Below are 24,516 nucleotides of genomic sequence, written 5' to 3'. Positions count from 1 at the left end.
AGTCCATTATTAGTATTATTCCAATCCACACGCTGGCACGCTCCGTGATACACTTAGCAACCCAGCAACAAATATTCTACACAAATTCGCAACAAACGTAATCACTCTTTCCCTGTGGGAGTATTCAGCACCATGTCTCGCTATCCATTTCAACAAACTCATTTTATCACCAGCGCGCCGAACATCCGGGCCATGCCTGACGACGAGGGCATCGAGATTGCGTTCGCCGGCCGCTCCAACGCAGGAAAGTCCAGTGCGCTGAATACCCTGACCCAGCAAAAAAGTTTAGCCCGAACCAGTAAAACGCCGGGCCGCACCCAGCTAATCAACGTGTTTGAAGTGCAACCGGGTTACCGCCTGATCGATTTGCCAGGCTATGGCTTTGCTCAGGTCCCGGAAGCTATGAAGATCGAGTGGCAGAAATCGCTGTCTGAGTACCTGCAGAAACGCGAGAGCTTGCAGGGATTAGTTGTACTGATGGACATTCGCCACCCCTTTAAAGAATTAGACCAACATCTGATTCAGTGGGCGGTGGATTGCGAGCTGCCGGTACTGGCGCTGTTGACCAAGGCCGATAAGCTCAAGCAAGGTGCCCGTAAAAAAGCCTTGCTGGAAGGGCGTAAGCTGGCCGAGGAGTTTGGCGAGTTGGTGCAAGTAGAGACCTTCTCTTCACTGAAACGCCAAGGTTTGGACAAGCTAGTTATCAAGCTGTCCGGCTGGTTCGATGGCGACGCGGCTGACGACGATATCGACGAAGACTCCGAGCAAGCCCCCGAGTAGTAAACCCTGCGAGCAAGTGTTCGCATCAACCAGAGTCGCCCTGCGGCTCCGGTTGCTCCGCCTCTCCATCGAGTCTCTGCGAAGCGCTCAAAAAAAGCCCCACTAAAAAGCGGGGCTCGAGAACTAAACTCTAAAAAACTGAAAGCACTATTCCAATTGCATAATATAGGACCGCCTGCTTTTGGCTTAGTTCACATTAGTTTCAACTTTTTTATCAAAACCCCTTTCTACGCCCGCACTGGCCACATAGAAATTTGGCAACAAAGCTGTAGCTAAATTACGTATAAGATAAAAAATGACGCGGACGCTCAACTTAATCAGTAATTACTGAGAAAACTTTCAATAAGCTGTAAGGTTAGATGGGCTTAGGGCAAAAAAAACGCCTCAGCACATTAGTGCGGAGGCGGTTACATAGCTGTTTCAACTACGTGAAATAAAGGTCTGAAAGATAGAACATCTTACCTCTGTACCCTACGCGATTAAAGATAGTACATAGTGGACGAAAAATAAACCCTAAAATGTATATTAATTTCATTTTTAGCCAATTTATGAATCTAAAGTTACAAGAAAAGCTTTTCAAAAATTACAAAAAGTCAGCGTTTCGCGATTAAAAAACATACAGAATTAGGCGGGAGGCACAAAAAAAGCCGACCACTGTCGGCTTTTTAGTAAATACTTTGTTAATTTTAGTGAGCTTGGTCCCAGTTATCTCCGACCCCAGCTTCAGCGACCAATGGCAGGTCCAAGGTGACCGCTGATTCCATCAGTTCCACTAGTTTTGGTACCAAGGCATCAACTTGCTCTTGCTTGATCTCAAACACCAATTCATCGTGTACCTGCATCAACATACGCACATCATCGTTGTCTCGTTGATCGATCCACTCAGCCACCGCAATCATTGCTTTCTTGATGATATCGGCGGCAGTCCCCTGCATTGGCGCATTCACCGCGGCGCGCTCAGCGGCCTTCTTGCGCATGCCGTTACGTGAGTTGATATCAGCCAAGTGCAGGCGTCGGCCAAACAGGGTCTCGACATAGCCGTGTGCTTGCGCGAACTCGCGGGTGCGCTCCATATAATCAAGAACACCCGGGTAACGCTCGAAGTAGCGATCCATATACTGCTGGGCGTCTTGACGACCAATATGCAGCTGCTTGGCCAAGCCAAAGGCGCTCATGCCATAGATAAGGCCGAAGTTGATCGCCTTAGCGCTACGGCGTTGCTCGCTACTCACCTGATCCAAAGGCTGGTCGAACACCTCGGAGGCGGTAGCGCGGTGGATATCTTCGCCTACGGCAAAGGCGGTTAGCAGGCCTTTGTCACCGCTTAGGTGGGCCATAATACGCAGCTCGATCTGCGAGTAGTCGATGGCCACCAACTTATAGCCCTCTTCCGGCACGAAGGCCTGACGCACCTTGCGCCCTTCCTCATTACGGATCGGAATGTTCTGCAGGTTGGGATCGGTTGAGGAGAACCGCCCGGTTGCGGCGCCCGCCTGATGATAGGAGGTATGCACCCGCCCAGTACTCGGCTCCACCAGCTTGGGAAGCTTGTCGGTATAGGTGGATTTCAGTCTCACCAAGCCACGGTGCTCCAAAATCAGCTTCGGCAATGGGTAATCCAGAGCCAGCTCTTGTAGCACTTCTTCAGCGGTCGATGGCGCACCTTTCGGCGTTTTCTTGATAACCGGCAGCTCCATCTGCTCGAACAGGATCTGCTGGAGCTGCTTGGTGGAGCTTAGGTTAAACGCTTCGCCAGCCACCTCATGGGCTTGCTTTTCCAACTCGCTAATCCGCTCACTTAAAGAGAGGCTATGGGCCGACAGCAGTGAGCTGTCGATGCGCACGCCGGTGCGTTCGACCTTGGAGAGGATGCTCACCAAGGGCAGCTCGACCTTTTCAAACAGCTGCTTTAGTCCCGGCTCGGCTTCCAGCTTTGGCCATAGGCACTGATGCAATCGCAGGGTGATATCGGCGTCTTCGGCCGCGTAAGGCGCCGCCTGCTCCAGCGGGATCTGGTTAAAGGTGAGCTGCTTGGCACCTTTACCGGCGATCTCTTCAAACTTGATGGTTTTGTGCTGAAGGTATTGCAGCGACAGTGAGTCCATATCGTGGCGAGTCAGGGTGCTGTTTAGCACGTACGACTCAAGCATGGTGTCGAAGGCAATACCACGCAGCTCAATGCCATGACGTGCCAATACGCTGGCATCGTACTTAAGGTTTTGGCCCACCTTGGCTTTGTTAGCATCTTCCAGCAGAGGCTTAAGCTGAGCCAGCACCGCATCGCGCTCGAGTTGCGCGGGCGCATCCAGATAATCGTGACCAAACGGCAAGTAAGCCGCTATGCCGGCCTCCACCGCGAAGCTCACACCCACCACTTCTGCCTGCATATAGTTAAGTGAGGTGGTTTCGGTATCAAAGGCGATCAGCTCTGCCTGTTGGAGTTTTTCCAGCCATGCATCAAAGCTTGCTTGATCGAGAATGCACTCATACTCGCCTTTAACCGCTGGCGCTACGCTCTCGGAGGCTGAACTACCACTAGCCGCAGTGCTGCTGTCCATCGCCTCGCTCAACCAACGCTTAAACTCAAGCTCGCCAAACAGCTTGATCAGGCCGTCACGATCCTGTGTCTTGAGCTTAAGATCGTCTTCGCTGATCTGGTGCTCCACATCCAATTTGATGGTCGCCAGCTCGTAGGACAAGCGCGCCTCTTCGGCGTGCTCTCGCAGCTTCTTGGGCATCGACTTAGAGCCACGGAAGCCCAGCTCGACAGTGGCATCAGGGTCGGCCAGTAGCTTTTCTACGCCGCCAATGCCTTGTAGAAGAGCCAGTGCAGTCTTCTCACCCACGCCAGGCAGGCCCGGGATGTTATCCACCTTGTCGCCCATCAGTGCCAGATAGTCGATGATAAGCTCCGGTGGAATGCCAAACTTATCCACCACCCCTTCGCGGTCCATCACGGTGTCGGTCATGGTGTTAATCAGGGTGATATTGTCATCCACCAGCTGGGCCATATCTTTATCGCCAGTACTAATCAACACTTTCTCGCCGCGCTTGGAGGCCTCTACTGCCAGGGTACCGATCACATCATCGGCTTCCACGCCGGGCAATGCGATCATGGGCAGCCCCATGGCTTCAATCACCGCATGCAAGGGCGCGATCTGCGAGCGCAAGTCGTCAGGCATGGACGGACGGTTTGCCTTGTACTCTGGGTAGATCTCATCGCGGAAGGTTGGACCCTTGGCATCGAATACCACCACGATGCGCTCTGGCGAGAACTGACGCAGCAAACTGCGCAACATATTCACCACCCCGTAAACAGCCCCTGTGGCTTCTCCTTTGGAGTTGGTCAGATGCGGTGGCGCGTAGTAGGCACGGTATAAATAAGAGGATCCATCGACTAGGATCAGTGGGTTCTCAGGCAGGCGAGACATGGGCTTTCCATCAACGATTAGTTTGCGCAGATGATGCCACATGCAGCCGGGATCCTCCAGCTGGGTACAACGCTCAAAATCTGTGGATAAGTCTGTTTACAGATGTGGCAAAGCCTCTCGAACATTAGTTATGCACAAGATAAGCAAAAGAAGAATATTCCTTTTAAAACAGCAATTTACAACTTACTGAAGGGGCTACGACAGGAGTGACTGCGAGTTTTCCAAAATGTGGATATTTACTTGTCCTTGTAACCGAACACCGCCGTTATTGAGCAAAAAATCGCCTTTCGCTTTGACGGGGTGAAGAACTATATGCCAATCGACTAGGTATAACTTTGAGCTAGATCACATTTTGTTTTCCTGTCCTTGGAAAATGATCAAACCGAGATCCTTCTTCAACTTTTCGCAAAGTGCTTGAAAATGCGCAGAATTTGCACACTCTGCCCACAAGCTGCCAGCCAGTGCCTCGTAGCGCAGCCAGCACAGCTCCTCTTGGTAGTAAAAGCTCAGCGCCAACCAATCAGCACCTTGTTCAAGACTAGTCGGCTGGCATTGCAGTTCGGTGACGCAACGTGCAAACAGAGCATCAATCTGCGACTCGCTAAACTGATGCTGGATCTGCAGGCATTGATGCTGATGATCAACGGTAATAGCAGGGATCAACTGCTGCATGAAATCTCCAAATGCTTACCCCAGTCGGGCGCGGCTTGGGCATACTCTTCACAACCGGCTTGCTGCTGATAAGGCGTGTTGAGCACCTTATGTAACTTCCGTACTGTCCGAAAGTCGCCTTGCTCGGCGTGATCGATGGCCTGCTGCGCCAAATAGTTGCGCAGTATATAGCAAGGATTGTGCTGCTGTTGACTGGCCAGTCGCTGTTGCTCGGTTTGGTCGTCATCAGCAAGTCGTGCGCGATACTCGCCCAGCCAACGCTTGCCTGCGCTGCTTTGTGTAAGTAGCGATGGTTCCCCCTCGCTAAGTTGACGCAAGCTCACAGTGAGGTCGAGCCGCTCAGTCTGCAACAGCTCTAGCAAGCCACCTAGCAGAGCCTCATCGTTTGCCTGCCACTGGCTCAGCCCCAACTTGCGCTGCCAATGCCATAGATAACGAGCATTGATGTGGGTTTTATAGCGCTCCCACAGCGCGTCGCATTGCTCGCTGCTCACCAAGTCAGACAGGGCATAGGCCAGGCACTGCAGATTCCATAGCCCGACACCGGCTTGTTGGTCGAAGGCATAGCGCCCGTAGCTGTCGCTATGATTGCAGATATGCCGAGGGTCGTAGTCATCGAGAAAGCCATAGGGGCCATAGTCGATGGTTAAGCCGAGCAGCGACATATTGTCGGTATTCATCACCCCATGACAGAAGCCCACCGCTAACCAGTGGGCAATCATATAGGCGGTGCGGATGGTGACCTCTTCGAGCATCGCCAACACCGGATCTTCTGCGTTGGCCTGCTCGGGGAAGTAATGCTCTAAACAAAAGTCCACCAAGGTTCTCAGGTCATCTTTACGCTGCTGATGAAACAGGTACTCAAAGTGACCGAAACGGATATGCGAGGGGGCCATTCGCAATAACATGGCTTCCGGCTCTGGGCGCTCGCGCTGCACCGCGCCGCTGCCCATGGTCATAGCCAGAGCGCGGGTGGTGGGGATCCCCAATGCTGCCATTGCTTCACTGGCGAGAAACTCGCGGATCGTCGAACGCAGCACCGCCTTGCCATCGCCGTGGCGGGAGAAGGGGGTGAGGCCAGAGCCTTTGAGTTGCAGCTCCCAATGCTCACCTAGCTGGTTTCGGTATTCCCCCAGCATCAGCGCGCGCCCATCGCCAAGTTGTGGGCTGTAGCCGCCAAACTGATGACCGGCATATACCGTGGCAACTGGTTGCATACCATCGATAGTGGCCTGCCCCGCCAGTACCTGCTGCCACGGCGCTTGGTCAAGCTCAGGCAGGGACAAGTCCACCAGCTTGGCTGCCGACTCACTGGCGATCACCAAGCGCGGATCGCTTAGCGGAGTCGCCTGCTGTGCATGACACAACTGGGGAAAGGCTTGAGCATATCGGTTGGTATAGGGCATCGCTTATCCTTAAGCTGGCCGAAGGATGGGCTAGCGCGTAACGGGCTTAGCCAATCATTCGGTTATTGGTTGTAACGGCTAATCAGCGCCATAAATTCATCGCCATAGCGCTCTAGCTTTTTCAGGCCGACACCGCTGATGGCCAAGAACTCATGGCGGGTTTGCGGCTGTAGCTCGGCCATCTCTATCAAGCTCTTGTCATTGAACACCATAAACGGCTTGAGCTCTTCTTCTTCGGCCAAGCGCTTTCTGAGGTTACGCAGCATCGCCATCAAACGTTTATCGTAGTTCATCGACAGCGCTGGTGAGCTGCGTTTGCTGGTGATGTTCAAACGCGGCACCGCCAGCTCGAGGGCGTCTTCGGCCTTGAGGATTGGCCGCGCCGCCTCGGTGAGCTGCAAGGTTGAGCTTTGCACAATATTCTGATTGAGCAGGCCAAGGTGAATAAGCTGGCGCAATACACTCACCCAATGGTCATGACTCTTATCCTTGCCAATGCCGTGAGTGCTCAGCTTGTGGTGGCCCTGCTCTAGTACCCGCTGACCTTGGCTGCCGCGCAGCACCTCGACCACATAACCAATGCCAAAGCGCTGGCCAAGGCGATAAACACAGGACAGCGCCTTTTGCGCATCTTCCAATCCGTCGTAGCGCTTGGGTGGGTCGAGGCAGACATCGCAGTTTCCACAGGGCTTGGAGTGGTACTCGTCAAAGTAGTTGAGCAACACCTGGCGGCGACAGGTAAGTGCCTCAGCAAAGGCCACCATGGCGTTAAACTTGTGGCTCTCGACTTGCCGCTGTTGCTCGTTTTCCTGCTCGTCGATCATCCGGCGCACCCAGCCGGTGCTGTCGGAGCCATACAGCAACACAGCTTCGGCCTCTAAGCCGTCACGACCGGCGCGGCCGGTTTCCTGATAGTAGGCTTCGATATTGCGCGGCAGGTCGTAGTGAAAGACATAGCGTACATTAGGCTTGTCGATGCCCATACCAAAGGCAACCGTGGCCACCACCAGCTGCAGCTCATCGGCCTGAAACTGCTCTTGCACCGAGCGGCGCAGCTCTAGCGGCAGCCCGGCATGGTAGGCGGCGGCGCGAAAGCCCTCTTGCTGTAGCTTTTCTGCCAGCTCTTCCACCCGTTTACGGCTGCCGCAATAGACGATGCCGGCGTTTTCTTCCTGACAGCGTACATAGCCAAGCAGCTGCTGCCAGGGGCGATACTTCTCTTGCAGGGTGTAACGAATATTCGGCCGGTCAAAGCTGGATAGCTGGATAAACGGTTGATTTAGCTGCAAACGCTGCAGGATGTCTTGGCGCGTCGCTTCATCAGCGGTGGCGGTCAAGGCGACCACCGGCACATTGGGGAAGCGCTGTTTCAGCCCACCCAAATCGGCATATTCAGGGCGAAAATCGTGGCCCCATTGGGAGATACAGTGGGCTTCATCGATGGCAAACAGGCTTGGCTGCCAGCTGCTTAGGTACTCAAGAAAGTCACCACCTAGCAGCCGCTCTGGCGAGATATACAGCAGCTTGAGCTGGCCATGATAGAGCTGGCTATACACCGCACTTTGCTGCTCGCGGGTGAGGCTGGAGTTTAGGTAGGCGGCACTAACGCCGTTGGCGAGCATGCTATCGACCTGATCCTTCATCAGCGATATCAGTGGTGAGACGACTACGGTCAGCCCAGGTTGTAGTAATGCCGGCACCTGATAACACAGCGACTTGCCACCACCGGTGGGCATAATCACCAGTGAGTCTTGGCCTTGCAGGATGGCGCTGATCACTGCCTCCTGACCACGACGAAACTGTTCGTAGCCGAACACTTCGCGCAGGATTTGCAAGGCAGCAGCGGGGGAACTCACGGTCAGGTTATCTCGGACATCACTCAAAAGGTGGGCCATTTTACCCACTGCCCAGCCGCTTGCCTAGGCGCGCTGGGGCGATGTGGAATAATTTTTATTTAGGCGGTTTTGGCCCCGCTTAGTTCGATCTCAGCGCCTGACGGATCACGCCGTGATTGTTCGCCAGTAGTACTTTCGCTTCACTCGGCGCTAAGCCACTGAGACCAATCATAATTGCCAGCTTGGTATCAAACTGTGCTTGCTCAAGCAGCACGTAAGCTTGCCCCTCGGGGCACTGGCACGCCTGCATCACAATGCGCTGGGCGCGCGCTTGCAGCTTCTCGTTGGTGGCCTTGAGATCGACCATCAGGTTTTGATAGCTCTTGCCCCAGCGGATCATGCTGGCGGTGCTCAACATGTTCAGAACCAGCTTTTGGGCGGTGCCAGCTTTTAGGCGGGTAGAGCCGGTGAGCGCCTCGGGGCCGACCACTGGCGCAATACTGATAGCGGCCGCATCGGCAATCGCCGAGTCAGGGTTACAGCTCAGTGCCACGGTGGTGGCGCCGAGTGATTCAGCGTAGGCCAGACCGCCCAACACATAGGGAGTACGCCCGCTGGCGGCGATCCCCACAAGCACGTCATCGCCAGTCAAAGCGATAGCCTGCAGATCGGACTGTGCCAAAGTTAGGCTATCTTCGGCCCCTTCCTGAGCACGAAACATCGCCTGTTCGCCACCGGCTATCAGGCCAATCACGGTGTTTTCATCCACCCCAAAAGTAGGCGGACATTCTGATGCATCCAACACCCCCAGCCGCCCCGAGGTTCCCGCGCCGATATAGATCAGGCGACCACCACAGCGAAAAGCCTCGGTGATTTTATCCACCGCCTCAGCGATGGCTGGCAGGCACTGGGCCACCGCATCGGCCACGCCGCGATCCTGCTGATTCAGTTTGCTCACCAAGGCCAAGCTATCAAGCTGGTCGATATCCATGGTCTCTGGGTTGCGGCCTTCCGAGACCAGGCTGGCCAGTTGGTTTAGTAGTTCACTCATTGCTTGATATCCAGATTAAGGGGCAGGGTAGATGGCACCCAAGCTGACTGTTCGGCTCGCGCCGGTCACCGCCGGTAGGTTGCTGGGTAGATTATGAATGCGCCGATAAGCCAGCCAGGCAAATGCAATCGCCTCCAGGTTATCGGGGTCGATACCATAATCGGCGCTGCTGCGAAGCTGCCAGTCAGGCAGCGCTTGGCCGAGCTGCTGCTGCAGATACGCGTTTTGCGCGCCGCCGCCGCAGACCACCAGCTCAGGCTGCTCTCCTTGGCCGTGCATGCGTAGTTGCTCGGCCAAGCTGGTAACCGTCAGTTCCAGCAGTGTTGCTTGTACATCTTCGGGGGCATGGTGCGCATCGCCGATTAGCGATGCTAGCCACGATAGGTTGAACAGCTCTCGCCCGGTACTTTTGGGCGCAGGCTGTTTAAAGTAGGGTTCGGCCAGCATCTTGGCCAGTAACTCCGGCAGCGCTTGGCCTTGTGCTGCCCATGCGCCATCGCGATCAAAGCGAAGACCTCGCTGCTCAGCGATCCACGCATCCAGCAGCATATTGGCCGGGCCGGTATCGTAGCCAATACAGCTACCATCGGCTTGCAGCACCGTGATGTTGGCAATGCCGCCAAGGTTGACGATCACCCGCGTTGAACTACTTACCGGAAACATCTGTTGATGGAAGGCGGGAACCAGCGGCGCGCCTTGACCACCAAAGGCCATATCCAAGCGCCGAAAATCGGCCACCGTGGCCACCCCGGTGTGCGCTGCAATCAGGTTGGCATCGCCCAGTTGCAGGGTGAACGGGTACTCGCCGGTGGGCTGGTGAAACACCGTTTGCCCATGGCTGCCAATGGCGCGGACATCCTTGGCGGCTATGGCTGATTCATCGAGCAGAGCGTTAACGGCCTCGGCAAACAGCAGACCGAGCCGATGATCCAGTTCGCCAATCGCTTTTAAACTGGTGGGCTGGCCCTGATTCACCGCCAGTAGATCGGCTTTCAAGGAGGGTGGCATAGGGTGGGCGCGTTGCTGCAGCAGCTGACAGTGCTGGGCGTCGATGGCGACCAACACCGCATCCACGCCATCCATACTGGTGCCAGACATTAAGCCGATATAGTGCTCCACGCGTAACTCCTCGTTGTTAGTCTTCCGATTGCCTGCCGCTCGCCAGGCAACGTGAAGGACGCAGTCCGAGCAGGCTGCTGGGCTAGCTTAGGCAAAATCAGGCGGTGAATAAACCATTTTACCGAGGGTTTACACTGAATACATGGAAGATTTATTTCTTGGGTGGAATTTAATCTTCCCAATATCATCAATAGCTTAGCGAGTTCACTTAATCGAAATCCTGACTAATATTTATTCAATTTAGGGCGTATAATTACTATCCGCTTACCCGCAAGGAAGGATACCGTGAATCAGACCATGGAGTTGGCCCCTCGCCATGTCGAACCTATCCTCAGCCAAGCTATTCATCTGGCGGAGCAGTATCAACTAGACGATATCGCTAGCTGGCTTAAACATGAACTCGGCGGCTACGGCGATTTTGCAGACTACCCTGACTACCGCCTGCTGGATTGCCAGCTGTTCGGCATCTTCCTCAAAGACGGCAGTGATCAGCAGCATTTCGAAGAGATCCACAGCGACTGCCTGAGCGAACGGGACCGCGGACGGCTATGCCACCTCTACCTGCGCCGCCCCATGGCCTACTATCTGGAGAAACCCCGCGAGATCAAACGCAACTGGCCCACTTCAATACTGGCCAGCTACTCACGCGAGCTGATCCCCGGCTATCGCTGTATTCAAGCGTGGCAAAGCCATCAAGCACCGATAGGCAAGCGTTTGGTCGACGGCGCCTTAGGCCATCTGTGGCACTTGGCCCGAGGGCACCACGAGTTTTGTGACAAGATGGAACGCTTACTGGATCTGCGCGCCAAACCGCTGCCCTATCTTATCGATGCTTGGCACCACCAAAGCCATAATCACTGAGTTTATTGCCTAACCCAGTGGTGATCATCTAGTGAGCCAGCTCACAGACTGATAAACTAAGGCCTTGTTGACCAAGACCTATTCCCATGCCTGAAAATGCCACTCGCCAAGGGGTGTTGTACGCCCTGGCGGCCTACATCATTTGGGGTATCGCCCCGATCTATTTTAAGTCTGTCTCCGTGGTTCCGCCGCTGGAGATCTTGGCGCATCGGGTGCTCTGGTCCTGCGTGTTATTGGTGGTATTGCTGTTTATCAGTCGCCAGTGGCATGCGGTGGTGGCGGTACTCAAGCACCCCAAGCAGCGGCTTATTCTGATAGCGACTTCACTGCTAGTTGCCTGTAACTGGCTGATATTTATCTGGTCGGTGGCCAATAATCGGATGCTCGACGCCAGCCTCGGCTATTACATCAATCCGCTGTTTAACATCGTGCTGGGGATGCTGTTCTTGGGCGAGCGCTTCCGCCGCCGTCAGTGGCTGGCGATTGGCTTGGCAGGGGCTGGCGTGGCGATTCAGATCATCGCCTTTGGCTCACTGCCTTGGATTGCGCTATCACTGGCCAGCAGCTTTGGCTTGTATGGTCTGCTACGTAAGAAGGTGAATCTGGGGGCGCTGCCCGGTCTGTTTATAGAGACCTTGTGGTTATTTCCGGTCGCGGTGGGTTTCCTGCTGATGAGCGATAGCCCCAGTACCACACTTAGCAACAACCCTTGGCAGCTGAACGGCTTGCTGCTGAGCGCTGGGGTGGTGACTACCTTGCCGCTGCTGGCCTTTGCCGCCGCAGCAACCCGCCTAAGGCTGTCGACTATCGGCTTCTTCCAGTACATCGGCCCATCGATGATGTTCGCCTTGGCGGTTGGGATCTACGACGAGCCACTGGTGCTGAGTAAGATGATTACCTTCGGCTTTATCTGGTGCGCCTTGGTGGTGTTTAGCTGGGATGCCTACCAACACCAACGCAAGGCATAACTAAGCAGGCGCTTAGCGAGAAAAGAGGGGCGCTAAAGCGCCTCCAGCCGGGCATAAGCGACCACCAGCCACTTACTGCCCGCCTGCTCAAACTGCACCTGTACCCGACTTTGGGCACCGCTGCCTTCAAAGTTAAGCACGATCCCCTCACCAAATTTCGGATGCATCACCCGCTGACCCAAGCTAAAGCCACTATCGGCGAAGGCGGCTTGCTGCAGCTGCGGCGAAAAGCGCCCTTGCTGCATCGGACGGCTGATATTGGTATTGAGGCGGATTTCATCCAGGCAATCGGCCGGCAGTTCGCGCAGGAAACGCGACGGCGGATGCAGCGCCTCTTTGCCGTATAAACGGCGACTCTCGGCATGACAGAGGAACAGCTTCTCCATCGCCCGGGTCATGCCCACGTAGCATAAGCGGCGTTCTTCCTCGAGGCGGCCACTCTCTTCGCTGGACTGCTGGCTGGGGAACATGCCCTCTTCCAGACCGACCATAAACACCACCGGGAACTCCAGACCTTTGGCACTGTGCAGGGTCATCAGTTGCACCGCATCCTGATCGGCCTCGGCTTGATTGTCGCCTGCCTCCAGCGCAGCGTGCGACAAGAATGCCAGCAGTGGCGACATATCTTCGTCTTCTTCCGACGGCGAGAACTGCTGCGTCGCATTGACCAGCTCCTCGAGGTTCTCCACCCGCGCCTGCGCCTTCTCGCCCTTTTCGGCTTGGTACATGGCCAGTAGGCCAGAGCCTTTAATCACTTGGTCGCACAGCTCATGCAAGTCGAGATCGCGGGTCGACTCCGCCAGGTTATGGATAAGCTGGAGGAACAGCCCCACCGCGTTCGCCGCGCGCCCGGGCAGAATCTTGTGCTCGACACAGTGATGGGCCGCCTGCCACATACTCAGCTGCATCTCGCGCGCACTTTGGCGCAACAGCTCGATGGTGCGCTGACCAATGCCCCGCGCCGGGGTGTTGACCACCCGCTCAAACGAGGTGTCGTCGTGGGCATTGCTGACCAGACGCATATAGGCCAGCGCATCTTTAATCTCTTGGCGCTCGAAGAAGCGCAGGCCACCGTAGATGCGATAGGCCATGCGCTCTTGCATTAAAGCTTCTTCCAAGACCCGCGACTGGGCGTTGTTCCGATACAGAATGGCGCAATCCGACAGCCCAGTGCCTTGCTCGAGACGCTGCTGGATCCGCGCCACCACAAAGCGCGCCTCGTCAATATCGTTGAAGGCGGTGTAGACCGAGATCTTCTCGCCCTCTTGCCCTTCAGTCCACAGGCTCTTGCCCATGCGCCCTTGGTTATTCTCGATTAACTGGTTGGAGGCCTTAAGGATGGTCGCGCTGGAGCGGTAGTTCTGCTCCAAGCGGATGGTGCTCACCTTGGGTACATCTTCTTCAAAGCGTTGAATGTTCTCGATCTTAGCCCCACGCCAGCCGTAGATACTCTGGTCGTCGTCGCCCACGATCATGATGTTGTTTTCATCGGTGACCAGCATCCGAAGCCAAGCGTATTGGATGGTATTGGTATCCTGGAATTCGTCCACCAAGATATGGCGGAAGCGACGCTGGTAGTGCTGCAGGATATGCGGCTGCTTTAGCCACAGCTCGTGGGCGCGCAGCAACAGCTCGGCAAAATCCACCAGCCCAGCCCGGTCGCAGGCTTCCTGATAGGCCTTATACACTTCCACATAGGTGCGCTCTACCGGGTTATGGCTGTAATCCACATGATCCGGGCGCAGTCCTTCGTCTTTGCGGGCATTGATGTACCACTGGATCTGCTTGGGTGGCCACTGCTTTTCATCAAGATTCATCGCCTTGATGATGCGGCGTAGCAAGCGGTATTGATCGTCGGAGTCGAGGATCTGAAAATCCTCTGGCAAGCCTGCATCACGGTGGTGGGCACGCAGCAAACGGTGCGCCAAGGAGTGGAAGGTGCCCAGCCACATGCCCTGAAAGCGCCCACCTAACAAACGCTCGACCCGCGAGCGCATCTCGGCCGCGGCCTTGTTGGTAAAGGTTACCGCCAGTACCGAAAGGGGCGAGTTGTGCTCAACCTGCATCAACCAGGCGATTCGATGAACTAACACCCGAGTCTTACCACTGCCGGCACCGGCCAGTACCAGTATGTTGGAAGGCGGAGCTGCAACAGCTTCGCGCTGCTTATCGTTCAGCCCATCTAACAGCAGTGAAATATCCATCAAAGTCTCTTCGGCAGGTGTTCAGGAAAAGACTGTATATTATAACAGGTACCCGATGGGGTCACGGGCAAAGTTTCTACACCCTCTGTTACTGGCTCACGAGCAAAACTTGCAGCTCTATGTGATCAATCTCACTATAATATGTTGGCGTTAAGCGCTTTTCGGAGAATCTATGAGCGATACCCTTCATCTGGCCCACATCAATGACACCCATTCGCACTTTGATCCCAGCCCGGTAAACCTGAGTTTCGATATTGACCAGCAAAGCAAGCCTTACACCATCGATTGTGGTGGCTATGCGCAGATCGCCAGCGCGGTAGCCGAGCACCGCGAGAATGCCGCCGAGCAGCACAGCCCACATCTGCTATTGCATGCTGGCGACAGCTTTCAGGGGAGTCTCTATTTTAGCTGCTACAAAGGGCGCGCTAACTCGCGCCTGCTGAATATGCTGCGCCCAGATGCCATGACCATTGGCAATCACGAGTTTGATCTGGGCAACGATCCTCTGCAGGAGTTTATCGCCGAAGCCGATTTTCCCTTGCTGGCAGGCAATATGGATCTCAGCCAAGAGAACCAAAGTAAATCTCACCCGATGCGCCCGCTGGAGAATCTCTACAGCTACAACAGCGAGAAGGGCATCGCCCAATACCTGCTTAAGTCCATGGGTGAGGCACCATTGGCGATCTTCGGTATCACCCTGGATAGCATGCCCAGCATTGGCAGCCCGGATCCGGACTGCCTGTTCGTCGATGCCATCGAGACCACTCGCACCACGGTCAAGCACCTTAAACAGCAGGGCATACACCGCATTATCGTGTTGAGTCATTTGGGCTACGCCGGCGATGTTGCACTGGCCGAAGCCGTCCCCGGCATCAGCCTCATTGTTGGTGGGCATACCCATAGCATCAGCGGCGACTTTGCAGGCCTGAACGTGGCCAAGGCCGAAGATATCAACCATCGCCCCAACGGCAGCTTGATCCTACATGCCGGCCAGCACGCCGAATCCATTGGGCTGTTCCAGCTGCGTTTTGACCAAGACGGTCAGGTTCAACAGCTTGAGGGCGGGGTAAAATTTCTGGTCGATAGCGATAACCTCGGCGTTCCCGCAACTATCAGTGGCGTAGAGCGTAGCCAGCTTAAGCAAGCCATCGTCGACCACCCACAGCTGCTGCGCGTGCCACGGCAAGCGGCCATGGAAACCCTGATTGCCCGGGAATATCGCCCAGCCATCGAAGCGATGCACAGCCAGCAGATCGCCGAGCTGCCTTGGCCGCTGATCCACACCCGCCTGCCCAATGAACAGTTCCCAGCGGGCAGTGAGATCGCCCCGCTGGTGTGCAAAGCGTTCTATCTGGCGGCCCAGACCCAAGGTGAGATCGACTTCGCCCTGCATAACGCAGGGGGTGTTCGGGTATCGCTGAAAGCCGGACCGCTGACTCTGGCCGAAGTTCATGGGCGTTTGCTGCCCTTCCAGATCCCAATTGTGGCCTACAACATCAAAGGCAAGGACTTGCGCCAGGCCTTGGAAGGCGCGCTCAACAACGCCTTTAATAACGGCGTCATTGGCAGCGGCGATGGTAGCTACCCTTACTGCTATCGCCTGCGTTTTCACTATGAGCCAGATAATCTCGCAGGTGAGCGGGTCCAAAGGCTTCAGCTCTATCGCGATGGAGAGTGGCAAGCGGTTTGCAGCGACAGTCAATATCGCGGCGTTTCATCGGCTTATACCCTGGCAGGCAAAGAAGGCTACTCCATGCTGACACGCAGTGGGCAGCACCACGAGCTGGGTTATACCATGAGCGATGCCTTCGCTGAGTTCGCCTTTGAGATCTTTGGTAATCAATCAGCCACCGCATAACGGTGGCTGATGGGTTGGTTCTGGGGGTATGGGCTGGGTTTTGGTGGTACTAAAGATCACGCATTAGTATTTCAAACTCCTCTTGAGCATCCTGAATCGCGAACATCAGTTCTTTGGCATCATTGGGGTTGAGTTGCACCTGCCACTCAACATGCTGATGCTGGGTTGAATCAAAGCATTGCAGCTTGGCGTCGCTGGTAAAGGTAAGCAGCTCAAATTCGGCGTGTAGCACTTGCTGCTGCTCTTCCAGCAACACATCCAGCTCGCCCAGCGGGGTAAATGCCACGTGTGCATGTACATGATCTTGCGGCAAGGTGTAGTGCTTGTATGTGACTAACATATTGCCCTCCTAGCTAATTAAAGTTGTCACCCGGCCATGTAGACCGATTACCGTTTAGCGAGGTCGAGAGACCTTCCGGACAATTATAGGAAAGACTCAATAGGGCTAACTGAGAGCAAATTTATTTTATCTCTCTTATTTTGTTTAGGCTGTCACGCCACTTATACAGTTTTTTATTGATAGTGAATAAGGTTATGAAACAGCAACGAATTCTCACTTGTGTTTCGATAGCCATGGGGGCGGTTGGCAGCAAAACGGTACACCTCCCCTTGCTTTAAAGTAAGCCACTGTTGATCAATCAAGATCTCCAGTTCTCCTTGGATCACGGTCACGTGTTCGGTCACACCGTGGTCGTGGGCTTCGGACAAGTGTTGCTGCCCGGGGGTCATACCAATAGCAAACAACTCAAAGCCAAACGTCGGGTCGAAGGGCAGCAGAACCTGGTAGCTCAGATCGCCGGGGCGCACGTCCTGACTAAGCAATGCCGGGTCTTCTGGCAAGGTGGCCGACATATCCAGAAACGCGGTGAGCGGGCGCTGCATGCCGGTGGCAATCTTCCACATTCGCGCCACCGTCGGGCTAGATTCGCCCCGTTCGATCTGCCCCAGCATGGCCTTCGACACGCCGGTGTGCTTGGCGGCAGTATCCAAACTCCAACCCAGCTCGCGGCGGATCGCCCGCAGCTTCTCACCCAGCTGACTATCAAACTCTTGCATCACTACTCTACCCGTTTCGCTCTACATCGCTTAGTTGCGCCTTTGCACTTTGCTGCTGCTCTCTGCTGCTTTTTTCACTGCATCTTCGGCTTGTGCGCTATAACGCACAGGTGCTAAGCTGTGTTTATTCGTGCGCTATAACGCACATTAGCCGATAGCCGGATAACAAGGAAGTACTATGTTCAGTCTGCCACGATTTCGTCTCGCTCATCTGAGCACCGGATTTATCGCCGCCTTGGTCGGCTATGCCAGCGCGATTGCCATTGTGATACAGGCTGCCGAAGCTGCGGGCGCAGACTCTCAGTGGCTCGGTTCCTGGTTAGTGAGTCTGGGCTTGGTGATGGGGCTGACCAGTATCGGCCTATCGTGGCGCTACAAGATGCCGGTACTTACCGCGTGGTCGACGCCCGGTGCCGCCTTGCTAGCCAGCAGCCTTGGCGATGCAACGCCTGCCCAAACGGTGGGCTGCTTCTTGTTTGCTGCTGCCTTGTCGCTGTTGCTGGCGGTTAGTGGCGGTATGGCCAAGGTGCAACGCTGGATCCCTAAGCACATTGCCGCCGGCATGCTCGCCGGCGTGCTGGTATCCATTACCATCAAGATAACCGGCTATGTGGAGCAAACCCCGCTGCTACTGGGTGGGATGCTCGTGACCTACATCGTGGCCAAGCGCTGGTTAGCTACCTATACCATGCCCTTGGTGCTGCTCTGTGGCCTGCTGCTTAGCTTTCAGCTCGACTTGTACCAAAGCCAGCCGCTTAGCTGGTCAGCGCCCACGCTGTACTGGCAGTCGCCGGAGTTCTCTTTTGATTTGCTGCTCGGGGTTGGCTTTCCACTGTTCTTAGTCACCCTCAGCTCTCAAAACATTGCAGGTCTGGCAGTGATGCAGGCCCATGGCTTCAAGGCTCCGGTGTCGCGCTTACTGGGCCACTGCGCTTGGGTTAACTTGCTAACCGCCCCCTTTGGCTGCTTTTCGTTTGGCTTGTCTTCCATCACGGCCGCCATTTGCATGAACCCGCAGGTGGAGGCCAATAAGGATAAGCGCTACCAGGTCACCATCTGGGCAGGGGTGATCTACCTCATCGCCGGACTCATGGGCAGCCTGCTGATCGCATTGGTGGCGATCTGCCCGCAGGCCTTGATCATCGCGCTGGCCGCATTTGGCTTACTATCGACCATTGCCAATAGCCTGCACAGCGCCTTAGCTGAGCCGAAAGGTCGGGAAGGGGCATTGGTTTGCTTCTTAGTGACCGCGGCGGGCTTTGGCTGGTGGGGAGTCGGCGCTCCGTTCTGGGGGCTACTGCTAGGTGTGCTGGTAGACCGCTTGCTCAACCTGCGACTGCAGCAGATCAAAGCCGTCCAAGCTGACCCCAACTAGGTATTTTTGTCAGATAAATTTACAACCAAGAATAACTGCATATTTAAGATGTTGATAATAAAGGCATTTTATAATGGCGTGACTTTTGCTTTAGTCAGTGGAGACTTTTTAGAGCTAATGACCTAATGAAAAATATGCTTGGATATCGACGCCTACTACTTGCCGCCGGCATGGCCGGACTCAGCTACACCGCAACCGCCAACCTGCTTACTTTTGACGAGTTTGCCCATGGCCAGGTAATCACCGACCAGTACGCCGGTGTCACCATCTCGGCGGATAACTATGACCCCAACGCCGACGACCATGCCGTGGTCTACGATACCCAACCGCGGGTCGGCGATGCTGCGGGCATAAGCAATGAAGACCCGGACCTGATCGGCCCTAACTGGGGCGCTGGCAATCTAGGCGACACCAGTGAGCTATTTATGGGTGGCGTGCTGATTATCCAAGAGAACAACCGCGATTGCGCCAGCGGCATCTGCTCTAGCCCAGACGACGAGGGCACCCGCCCGGCAGGCATCCTGAGCTTCAGCTTCGATAATGCCATCAGCGAGCTTGGCTTCGACCTTATCGACGTGGAAGGCCCGGAAGAGTACAACGACGATGCTGGCTACGTTGCCTTGCTGTTCGATGAGGTGGGTAATGAGCTGGGCCGCATCGGCTTTGGCAGCCTGGTCGGCGATGGCATCAACAATGCCGTGTTCGGTAATAACTCGGTGAACCGCATCGCCCCCATCGACCTTGCAGGCTTTGGTTCGGTGACCCAAGTGGACTTTGTGTTTGGCGGCTCAGCGGCCATCGACAACGTCTACTACAGCGTCAATGAGCCACTTCGCCTTGGCTTGTTCGGTTCGGTGTTGCTACTACTGGCACTGCGCACTCGCCAGCTACGCCGCAGCAAGTAATCTCGTTAGAGAATCTCAGCTAGCGCCTGCAGATGGTGGATTTCCACATCTGGCAGGTGTCTAGTCGCTGGTTGGTGTGGCTGTGGGTTGAGCCACACGGTTTTAAAGCCTGCCCGCACCGCGCCACTCACGTCACTCACCGGATGGTCGCCAATATGGGCGATCTCATTGGGCGCCAGCGCTAAGCGTTCAGCGGCCAACTGGAACAAATCGCCTGCCGGCTTGGCTTTGTAGCCACCTTCTCCCGCCCGCAGACTGAACTCGAAGATATCGCCAAGGCCTATTTGCTGCAGATCCACATTGCCATTGGTGATCGCCACCAGCCGATAGCGCTCAGCCAGCTGCTGTAGTAATGCCAAGCTCTCTGCTGGCACTTGAAAGTCGCTGCGCACTGCAACAAAGCGCTCAACCAGCGCCTTGGCTTCGCTGGCATGATTGCTCACCCCCAGCTCTTCAAACGCCAGACTCACCCACGCTTCGCGACAGGCGGTGACATCGTGTTTGAGGATCGGCTCGGCGCGGGTCACCCGTTGCTTGTAGCTGCGCCAATGATGAGCGGTAAGGTTGGCCGTCTCAGGGCGTTGTTTGAGCTGCGCCATCAGCCATGCTTCGGCGCGCTCAATGTAGGGCCCGTTATCGTACAGCGTGTCGTCCAGGTCAAACGACAATGCCAGAGGGCGCTGCCAGGCGCGATAGAATCTCATAACTTCACCTTAATCGGGTTTGCGTTTAGCGCGAGGGTGGGCGCTGTCGTAGATCTTGGCCAAGTGAGCAAAATCCAGATGGGTATAGACCTGAGTGGTGGAGAGATCGGCATGACCCAGCAGCTCTTGTACCGCTCGCAGATCGCCCGAGCTTTCCAGCATATGGGTTGCAAAGGAGTGACGCAGTTTATGCGGGTGCAGGTTCTGCCCCAGCCCCTGCTGCAGCGCCCAACGCTTGAGACGTTGTTGGACATTGCGCGGGCTGATCCGCCGCTGTCGTTTGCTGACAAACAACGCCGGCTCGCTGCTATCGTCAAAGATCAAGGCCTTACGCATCGCCAGCCAGTTCTTCAGCGCCTGTGCCGCCTTGCTGCCAAAAGGCACCAATCGCTGCTTATTACCCTTACCCGTTACCTTGAGCATGCTTTGACTGAAATCGACATCACTGACATTCAAAGACACCAGCTCCGCCAAACGCAGCCCGCTGGCATAGAACAGCTCTATCATCGCCAGATCGCGACTGGTTAACAGCTCATCGCCCTCGTGATTGACCAACTGGGTAACCGAGTCCACATCCAAATTCTTCGGCAGCGGCTTATCCAGCTTGGGGGAGGCGACTGCCTTAGCCGGGTTATAGGCCAGCTCACCACGCAGCACCATGTACTCGCAAAAACTGCGCAGGCAAGACAAGCGATGCCCCATTGAACGCGGCGCTAGCCCACGGGACTTGAGCCGCAGCAATAGCAGCCGGACGGCGTCGGTATCTAACTCGGTCCAGCCTTGGTAGCCAGCAGCGAGAAGATAGTCTTTGAGTTGGTGAAGGGCGCGATGATAGTTGTTGAGAGTGGCCGGGCTATAGCGGCGCTCGACTTCCAGGTGGCGCAAATAGCGCTCTAGTGGGAGCTCGAAGGCCTCGCTCACAGCTCGTCACGCAATGGCAGCAGGCGCAGCAGCAAGCCGCTCACCACTTGGCAGAGTTGGGTCAGCAGCAGGCTGTCCATCCCTTCCACGTAATGATCGGCATCTTTACTGGCAGCCAGGAAAAAGCCCTGCTCAGCCTGTGAGCCCAGTGGCACCACCGCCACGGAGGAGACTTGGTCGTGAGAGTCGAACATTAGCTCGATCTCACCTTTGCTAAGGCGGCCAAAGTAGTGCGGTTCCTCGCCTAGACGAGTCACCCGAAAGCGCTGCAGACGCTCTTCGTCGAGGGCGCATTCGCTAGCGTTTTCACTTAAATCGAAGTAATCCTGATTCAATCTCAGACTGACTTGGCTAACTCCCAAGCCATCAACAATCGCCCGGCGCAGCCGATGCTGCAGCTCGGCGAAAGAATCGCAGGCCAGCAGCGGCGGCAATAAGTCGACATAGGCCTTAAAGATGCGTTCGTTGTGGCTGGCTACCGTCATCAGATCGGTAATCTCTTGTTCGAGATTGGCTACCTTGCTGCGCAGCTGTTGAACTTGCAGCTCCACCAACGACACCGCACCGCGCTCGCTATGCGGTACCCGCAGCTGTTTAACCAGATGCGGATGGCGAGCAAAGAAGTCCGGGTTATCCTGGAGATACTCGCCAATCAGGGTTTCGTTGGTCAGCAGCGGCTGACTGAGATCGAAATCGCTCATAACTTCACTTGTCCATCGAAGACGTGCTCTGCGGGACCGGTCATCTTGACCGGCTTGCCGGGACCCTGCCAGAAGATCTTGAGCTTGCCACCGGGCAGCTCAACGGTCACTTTGTCGGCCAGTTTACCTTGTTGGCGGCCAATCACCATGGCTGCACAGGCACCGGTACCGCAGGCCTGGGTTTCCCCCACGCCGCGCTCATACACCCGCAGCTTGATATTGTGGCGATCCAACACCTGCATAAAGCCGACGTTCACCCGCTTAGGGAAGCGTTCGTGGCTCTCCAGGGTTTTACCCAGCGTCTCCAGCGGCGCTTGCTTGATATTGTCGACATCGATAACGCAGTGGGGATTCCCCATCGACACCACTCCGCACATCACAGTCTGCTCTTGGGTGCGCAGGATATAGGTGCCCTCGGCTTTTTTTGCCTTAAACGGTACCCGCGAGGGTTCAAACTCGGGGATCCCCATATTGACCGACACCTGACCGTCTTGCTCAACATGCAGCACGATGTTGCCCGACTTGGTGCTAACCGCGATGCGTTTCTTGTTGGTCAGCCCTTGGTGTTGCACAAACCGAGCAAAACAGCGGGCGCCGTTGCCACACTGTTCCACCTCGCTGCCATCGGCATTGAAGATACGGTAGTGAAAGTCCAGATCCGGGTCGTAGGGCGGCTCGACCACTAGCATTTGGTCAAAGCCGATACCACGGTTGCGATCGGCCAAGCGGGCGATCGCATCGTTGTTGAAAAACAGGTTCTGGGTGACGTTATCGATCACCATAAAGTCGTTGCCTAAACCGTGCATTTTCGAAAAATTAACCAGCATCGTTAGCCTTGGTCCTCAGGTAAGCAGGCTTCTCCTTGCCAAAGTTGCTGCAAGCTTTCCCGAGCTCGGATCAGATGGGCTTGGTCGCCATCCACCATGACTTCGGCAGCGCGTGGGCGCGAGTTGTAGTTAGAGCTCATGCTAAAACCATAGGCACCAGCGGAGCGCACTGCCAGATAATCGCCTTGCTCGATGGCCAATTCACGCTGTTTGCCTAAAAAGTCACCAGTCTCACAGACCGGCCCCACCACATCGTACTCCGCGCTAGTGAGTTCCGGGCGCTGCAGCACTGGCACAATCGCCTGCCAGGCCGAATACAGCGATGGACGGATCAGATCGTTCATCGCCGCATCAACAATGGCGAAGTTTTTGGTTTCGGTGGGCTTGAGGAACTCTACCTGAGTCAGCATGATGCCAGCGTTGGCCATAATCGCGCGGCCCGGCTCGAAGATAAGCTTGAGGGGTCGCTCGCCCAAACGCTCGGCCAAGGCCTGTGCATACTCGGCTGGCTGCGGCGGTTGCTCGTCATCATAGCTCACGCCAAGACCGCCACCGACGTCTAAGTGCTCGATTACAATGCCTTGCTCGGCCAAACGGTCAATCAAGGCCAATAGCTTATCGATGGCTTCCACAAAGGGCTCTAGCTCGGTGAGCTGTGAGCCAATGTGGCAATCGAGGCCAGTGATCTTCAGGTTGGGCAAGCTCGCCGCAAAGCGATACACCTCGGGCGCACGCTCGATGGGAATGCCGAACTTGTTCTCTTTCAGACCGGTGGAGATATAAGGGTGGGTACCGGCATCGATGTCTGGGTTGATCCGCAGCGAAATTGGGGCGGTTTTGCCTACCCGCGCAGCCACCGCAGAGATCCGCTCTAACTCCGGCTCAGACTCTACATTGAAGCAATAGATACCGGACTCAAGGGCATACTCGATCTCTTGCGAGGTTTTACCCACGCCCGAGAACACCACCTTCGCCGGATCGCCACCAGCTTCCAGCACCCGCGCTAGCTCACCGCCGGAGACGATGTCAAAACCGCTGCCCATGCGTGCCATCAGGTTCAATACGGCCAAGTTAGAGTTGGCCTTCACCGCATAGCACACCAAGTGTTCGCGATCAGCCGCCGCCAGGTCAAAGGCGCGCCAGTGACGCTCAATAGTCGCGCGCGAGTATACAAAAAGAGGCGTTCCAAAACGCTCGGCCAGTTCGGTAACAGAGCAATCCTCGGCCATGAGTTGCTGCTGGCGGTAGTTAAAAAAGTCCAAGTGCTGTCCTTGTATCTAATCCGTCGATTACTGTTGTTGCTCGTCCGGCGCGGTGGGGGCTTCCTGATCCGCCGGAGGATGATAGAGTGGTCCCTTCTGGCCGCAGGCGATAATGCCGCAACACAGAGCCAACACCACAATCAGTTGTTTTGTCATGAATAAACCATGAATATTGCTAGAATGCCCTTATAATCCGCATTCGCCCAACGAATTGCAACAGAATCGCTACAGATCAACCAAGGATGCAAGCCATGAACGATAGCTACTACCACCAACTTATTGATGACGCATTTGCCAAAATCGAACTGGCCACTGACAGTGACGACTTCGATATCGAATGCGACGTGAATGGTGGAGTGCTCACCCTGGAGTTTGAGAACGGCTCACAGATCGTGATCAACAAGCAAGAACCACTACATCAGCTATGGCTGGCCACCAAGTTTGGTGGTTATCACTTCGAGTGGCGCGACGACAGCCAGTGGATCTGTAACCGCAGCGGCAACGAGTTCTGGTCCTTCCTGAGCCAGTCAATCAAAGATCAAAGTGGCGTAGAGCTAAGCTTCGCTTAATCTGCCTGTTG

Annotated in this window: 22 protein-coding genes; 7 read left to right on the top strand and 15 right to left on the bottom strand. The window is 55.5% G+C overall.

Translation table 11 applies throughout. The features are described 5' to 3' along the window. The first annotated feature begins 132 nt into the window (after positions 1-132). On the top strand, positions 133-780 hold the full coding sequence (yihA, locus tag G462_RS0106240) for a ribosome biogenesis GTP-binding protein YihA/YsxC (protein WP_026958236.1): 648 nt from the start codon (positions 133-135) through the stop codon (positions 778-780). Between the two features lie 686 nt (positions 781-1,466). Here yihA and polA read toward each other — a convergent pair. From polA to G462_RS0106210, 6 genes are all read right to left on the bottom strand, one after another. After that, positions 1,467-4,211 (bottom strand): DNA polymerase I, encoded by a 2,745-nt coding sequence (gene polA, locus G462_RS0106235; protein WP_026958235.1) that lies wholly within the window; start codon positions 4,209-4,211, stop codon positions 1,467-1,469. 345 nt (positions 4,212-4,556) lie between these two features. Beyond that, positions 4,557-4,883, bottom strand: a complete 327-nt coding sequence (locus G462_RS0106230; protein ID WP_026958234.1) for a DUF3630 family protein — start codon at positions 4,881-4,883, stop codon at positions 4,557-4,559. After that, entirely contained in the window at positions 4,871-6,289 is a 1,419-nt protein-coding gene (locus G462_RS0106225; RefSeq protein ID WP_026958233.1) for a protein adenylyltransferase SelO, read from the bottom strand. The genes G462_RS0106230 and G462_RS0106225 overlap by 13 nt, the downstream gene beginning before the upstream one ends. Before the next feature lie 62 nt (positions 6,290-6,351). Continuing rightward, positions 6,352-8,184 carry a DNA helicase RecQ gene (gene recQ, locus G462_RS0106220; RefSeq protein ID WP_051326568.1) on the bottom strand — a complete coding sequence of 611 codons (1,833 nt, stop codon included), beginning with the start codon at positions 8,182-8,184 and terminating at the stop codon, positions 6,352-6,354. Between the two features lie 79 nt (positions 8,185-8,263). Then, positions 8,264-9,175 carry an N-acetylmuramic acid 6-phosphate etherase gene (murQ, locus tag G462_RS0106215; RefSeq protein WP_026958231.1) on the bottom strand — a complete coding sequence of 304 codons (912 nt, stop codon included), beginning with the start codon at positions 9,173-9,175 and terminating at the stop codon, positions 8,264-8,266. A gap of 15 nt (positions 9,176-9,190) precedes the next feature. Further along, the gene (locus G462_RS0106210) at positions 9,191-10,294 is read right to left on the bottom strand and encodes an anhydro-N-acetylmuramic acid kinase (RefSeq protein WP_026958230.1); all 1,104 of its coding nucleotides are present in this window, start codon (positions 10,292-10,294) and stop codon (positions 9,191-9,193) included. A gap of 285 nt (positions 10,295-10,579) precedes the next feature. Between G462_RS0106210 and G462_RS0106205 the strand changes: the two genes are divergently transcribed. Both G462_RS0106205 and rarD read left to right on the top strand, forming a co-directional pair. Further along, positions 10,580-11,155 carry an AbiTii domain-containing protein gene (locus tag G462_RS0106205; protein ID WP_026958229.1) on the top strand — a complete coding sequence of 192 codons (576 nt, stop codon included), beginning with the start codon at positions 10,580-10,582 and terminating at the stop codon, positions 11,153-11,155. An 86-nt stretch (positions 11,156-11,241) separates the two neighbouring features. Beyond that, on the top strand, positions 11,242-12,123 hold the full coding sequence (gene rarD / locus G462_RS0106200; RefSeq protein WP_026958228.1) for an EamA family transporter RarD: 882 nt from the start codon (positions 11,242-11,244) through the stop codon (positions 12,121-12,123). A gap of 32 nt (positions 12,124-12,155) precedes the next feature. Here rarD and uvrD read toward each other — a convergent pair whose 3' ends face one another. After that, complete coding sequence (gene uvrD, locus G462_RS0106195) at positions 12,156-14,327, bottom strand: DNA helicase II (protein ID WP_026958227.1); 2,172 nt, start codon at positions 14,325-14,327, stop codon at positions 12,156-12,158. Between the two features lie 172 nt (positions 14,328-14,499). On the opposite strand from uvrD, the gene G462_RS21890 reads away from it, so the two are divergent. After that, positions 14,500-16,185, top strand: a complete 1,686-nt coding sequence (locus tag G462_RS21890; RefSeq protein ID WP_051326567.1) for a bifunctional metallophosphatase/5'-nucleotidase — start codon at positions 14,500-14,502, stop codon at positions 16,183-16,185. Positions 16,186-16,234: 49 nt separating this feature from the next. Here G462_RS21890 and G462_RS0106185 read toward each other — a convergent pair whose 3' ends face one another. Together G462_RS0106185 and G462_RS0106180 are read right to left on the bottom strand one after the other, a co-directional pair. Then, complete coding sequence (locus tag G462_RS0106185) at positions 16,235-16,525, bottom strand: hypothetical protein (protein ID WP_026958226.1); 291 nt, start codon at positions 16,523-16,525, stop codon at positions 16,235-16,237. A 173-nt stretch (positions 16,526-16,698) separates the two neighbouring features. Further along, positions 16,699-17,241, bottom strand: a complete 543-nt coding sequence (locus G462_RS0106180; protein ID WP_026958225.1) for a helix-turn-helix domain-containing protein — start codon at positions 17,239-17,241, stop codon at positions 16,699-16,701. A 178-nt stretch (positions 17,242-17,419) separates the two neighbouring features. On the opposite strand from G462_RS0106180, the gene G462_RS0106175 reads away from it, so the two are divergent. After that, positions 17,420-18,616, top strand: a complete 1,197-nt coding sequence (locus tag G462_RS0106175) for a benzoate/H(+) symporter BenE family transporter (protein WP_035476902.1) — start codon at positions 17,420-17,422, stop codon at positions 18,614-18,616. Positions 18,617-18,750: 134 nt separating this feature from the next. Next, complete coding sequence (locus tag G462_RS0106170; RefSeq protein ID WP_026958223.1) at positions 18,751-19,521, top strand: hypothetical protein; 771 nt, start codon at positions 18,751-18,753, stop codon at positions 19,519-19,521. A 5-nt stretch (positions 19,522-19,526) separates the two neighbouring features. Here the strand turns inward: G462_RS0106170 and G462_RS0106165 are convergent, their stop codons facing one another. From G462_RS0106165 to lptM, 6 genes are read right to left on the bottom strand one after another with little or no spacing between them, the layout of a single operon-like run. Then, complete coding sequence (locus G462_RS0106165) at positions 19,527-20,225, bottom strand: HAD-IA family hydrolase (RefSeq protein WP_026958222.1); 699 nt, start codon at positions 20,223-20,225, stop codon at positions 19,527-19,529. A gap of 9 nt (positions 20,226-20,234) precedes the next feature. Beyond that, on the bottom strand, positions 20,235-21,146 hold the full coding sequence (gene xerC, locus G462_RS21885) for a tyrosine recombinase XerC (RefSeq protein WP_035476899.1): 912 nt from the start codon (positions 21,144-21,146) through the stop codon (positions 20,235-20,237). After that, positions 21,143-21,847 carry a DUF484 family protein gene (locus G462_RS0106155; RefSeq protein WP_026958221.1) on the bottom strand — a complete coding sequence of 235 codons (705 nt, stop codon included), beginning with the start codon at positions 21,845-21,847 and terminating at the stop codon, positions 21,143-21,145. Before G462_RS0106155 ends, xerC begins: the two co-directional genes overlap by 4 nt. Further along, positions 21,844-22,674 (bottom strand): diaminopimelate epimerase, encoded by an 831-nt coding sequence (dapF, locus tag G462_RS0106150; RefSeq protein ID WP_026958220.1) that lies wholly within the window; start codon positions 22,672-22,674, stop codon positions 21,844-21,846. The genes G462_RS0106155 and dapF overlap by 4 nt, the downstream gene beginning before the upstream one ends. Before the next feature lie 2 nt (positions 22,675-22,676). After that, on the bottom strand, positions 22,677-23,936 hold the full coding sequence (lysA, locus tag G462_RS0106145; protein WP_026958219.1) for a diaminopimelate decarboxylase: 1,260 nt from the start codon (positions 23,934-23,936) through the stop codon (positions 22,677-22,679). Positions 23,937-23,963: 27 nt separating this feature from the next. Next, entirely contained in the window at positions 23,964-24,092 is a 129-nt protein-coding gene (gene lptM, locus G462_RS24175; protein WP_084404954.1) for an LPS translocon maturation chaperone LptM, read from the bottom strand. 86 nt (positions 24,093-24,178) lie between these two features. Between lptM and cyaY the strand changes: the two genes are divergently transcribed. After that, the gene (cyaY, locus tag G462_RS0106135; RefSeq protein WP_342664364.1) at positions 24,179-24,505 is read left to right on the top strand and encodes an iron donor protein CyaY; all 327 of its coding nucleotides are present in this window, start codon (positions 24,179-24,181) and stop codon (positions 24,503-24,505) included. The last annotated feature ends 11 nt before the right edge of the window (positions 24,506-24,516 follow it).

It is taken from the genome of Aliagarivorans taiwanensis DSM 22990, from assembly GCF_000429505.1.
Classification (GTDB): Bacteria; Pseudomonadota; Gammaproteobacteria; order Enterobacterales; family Celerinatantimonadaceae; genus Aliagarivorans; species Aliagarivorans taiwanensis.
This window is presented reverse-complemented; position numbering and strand designations above follow the sequence as displayed.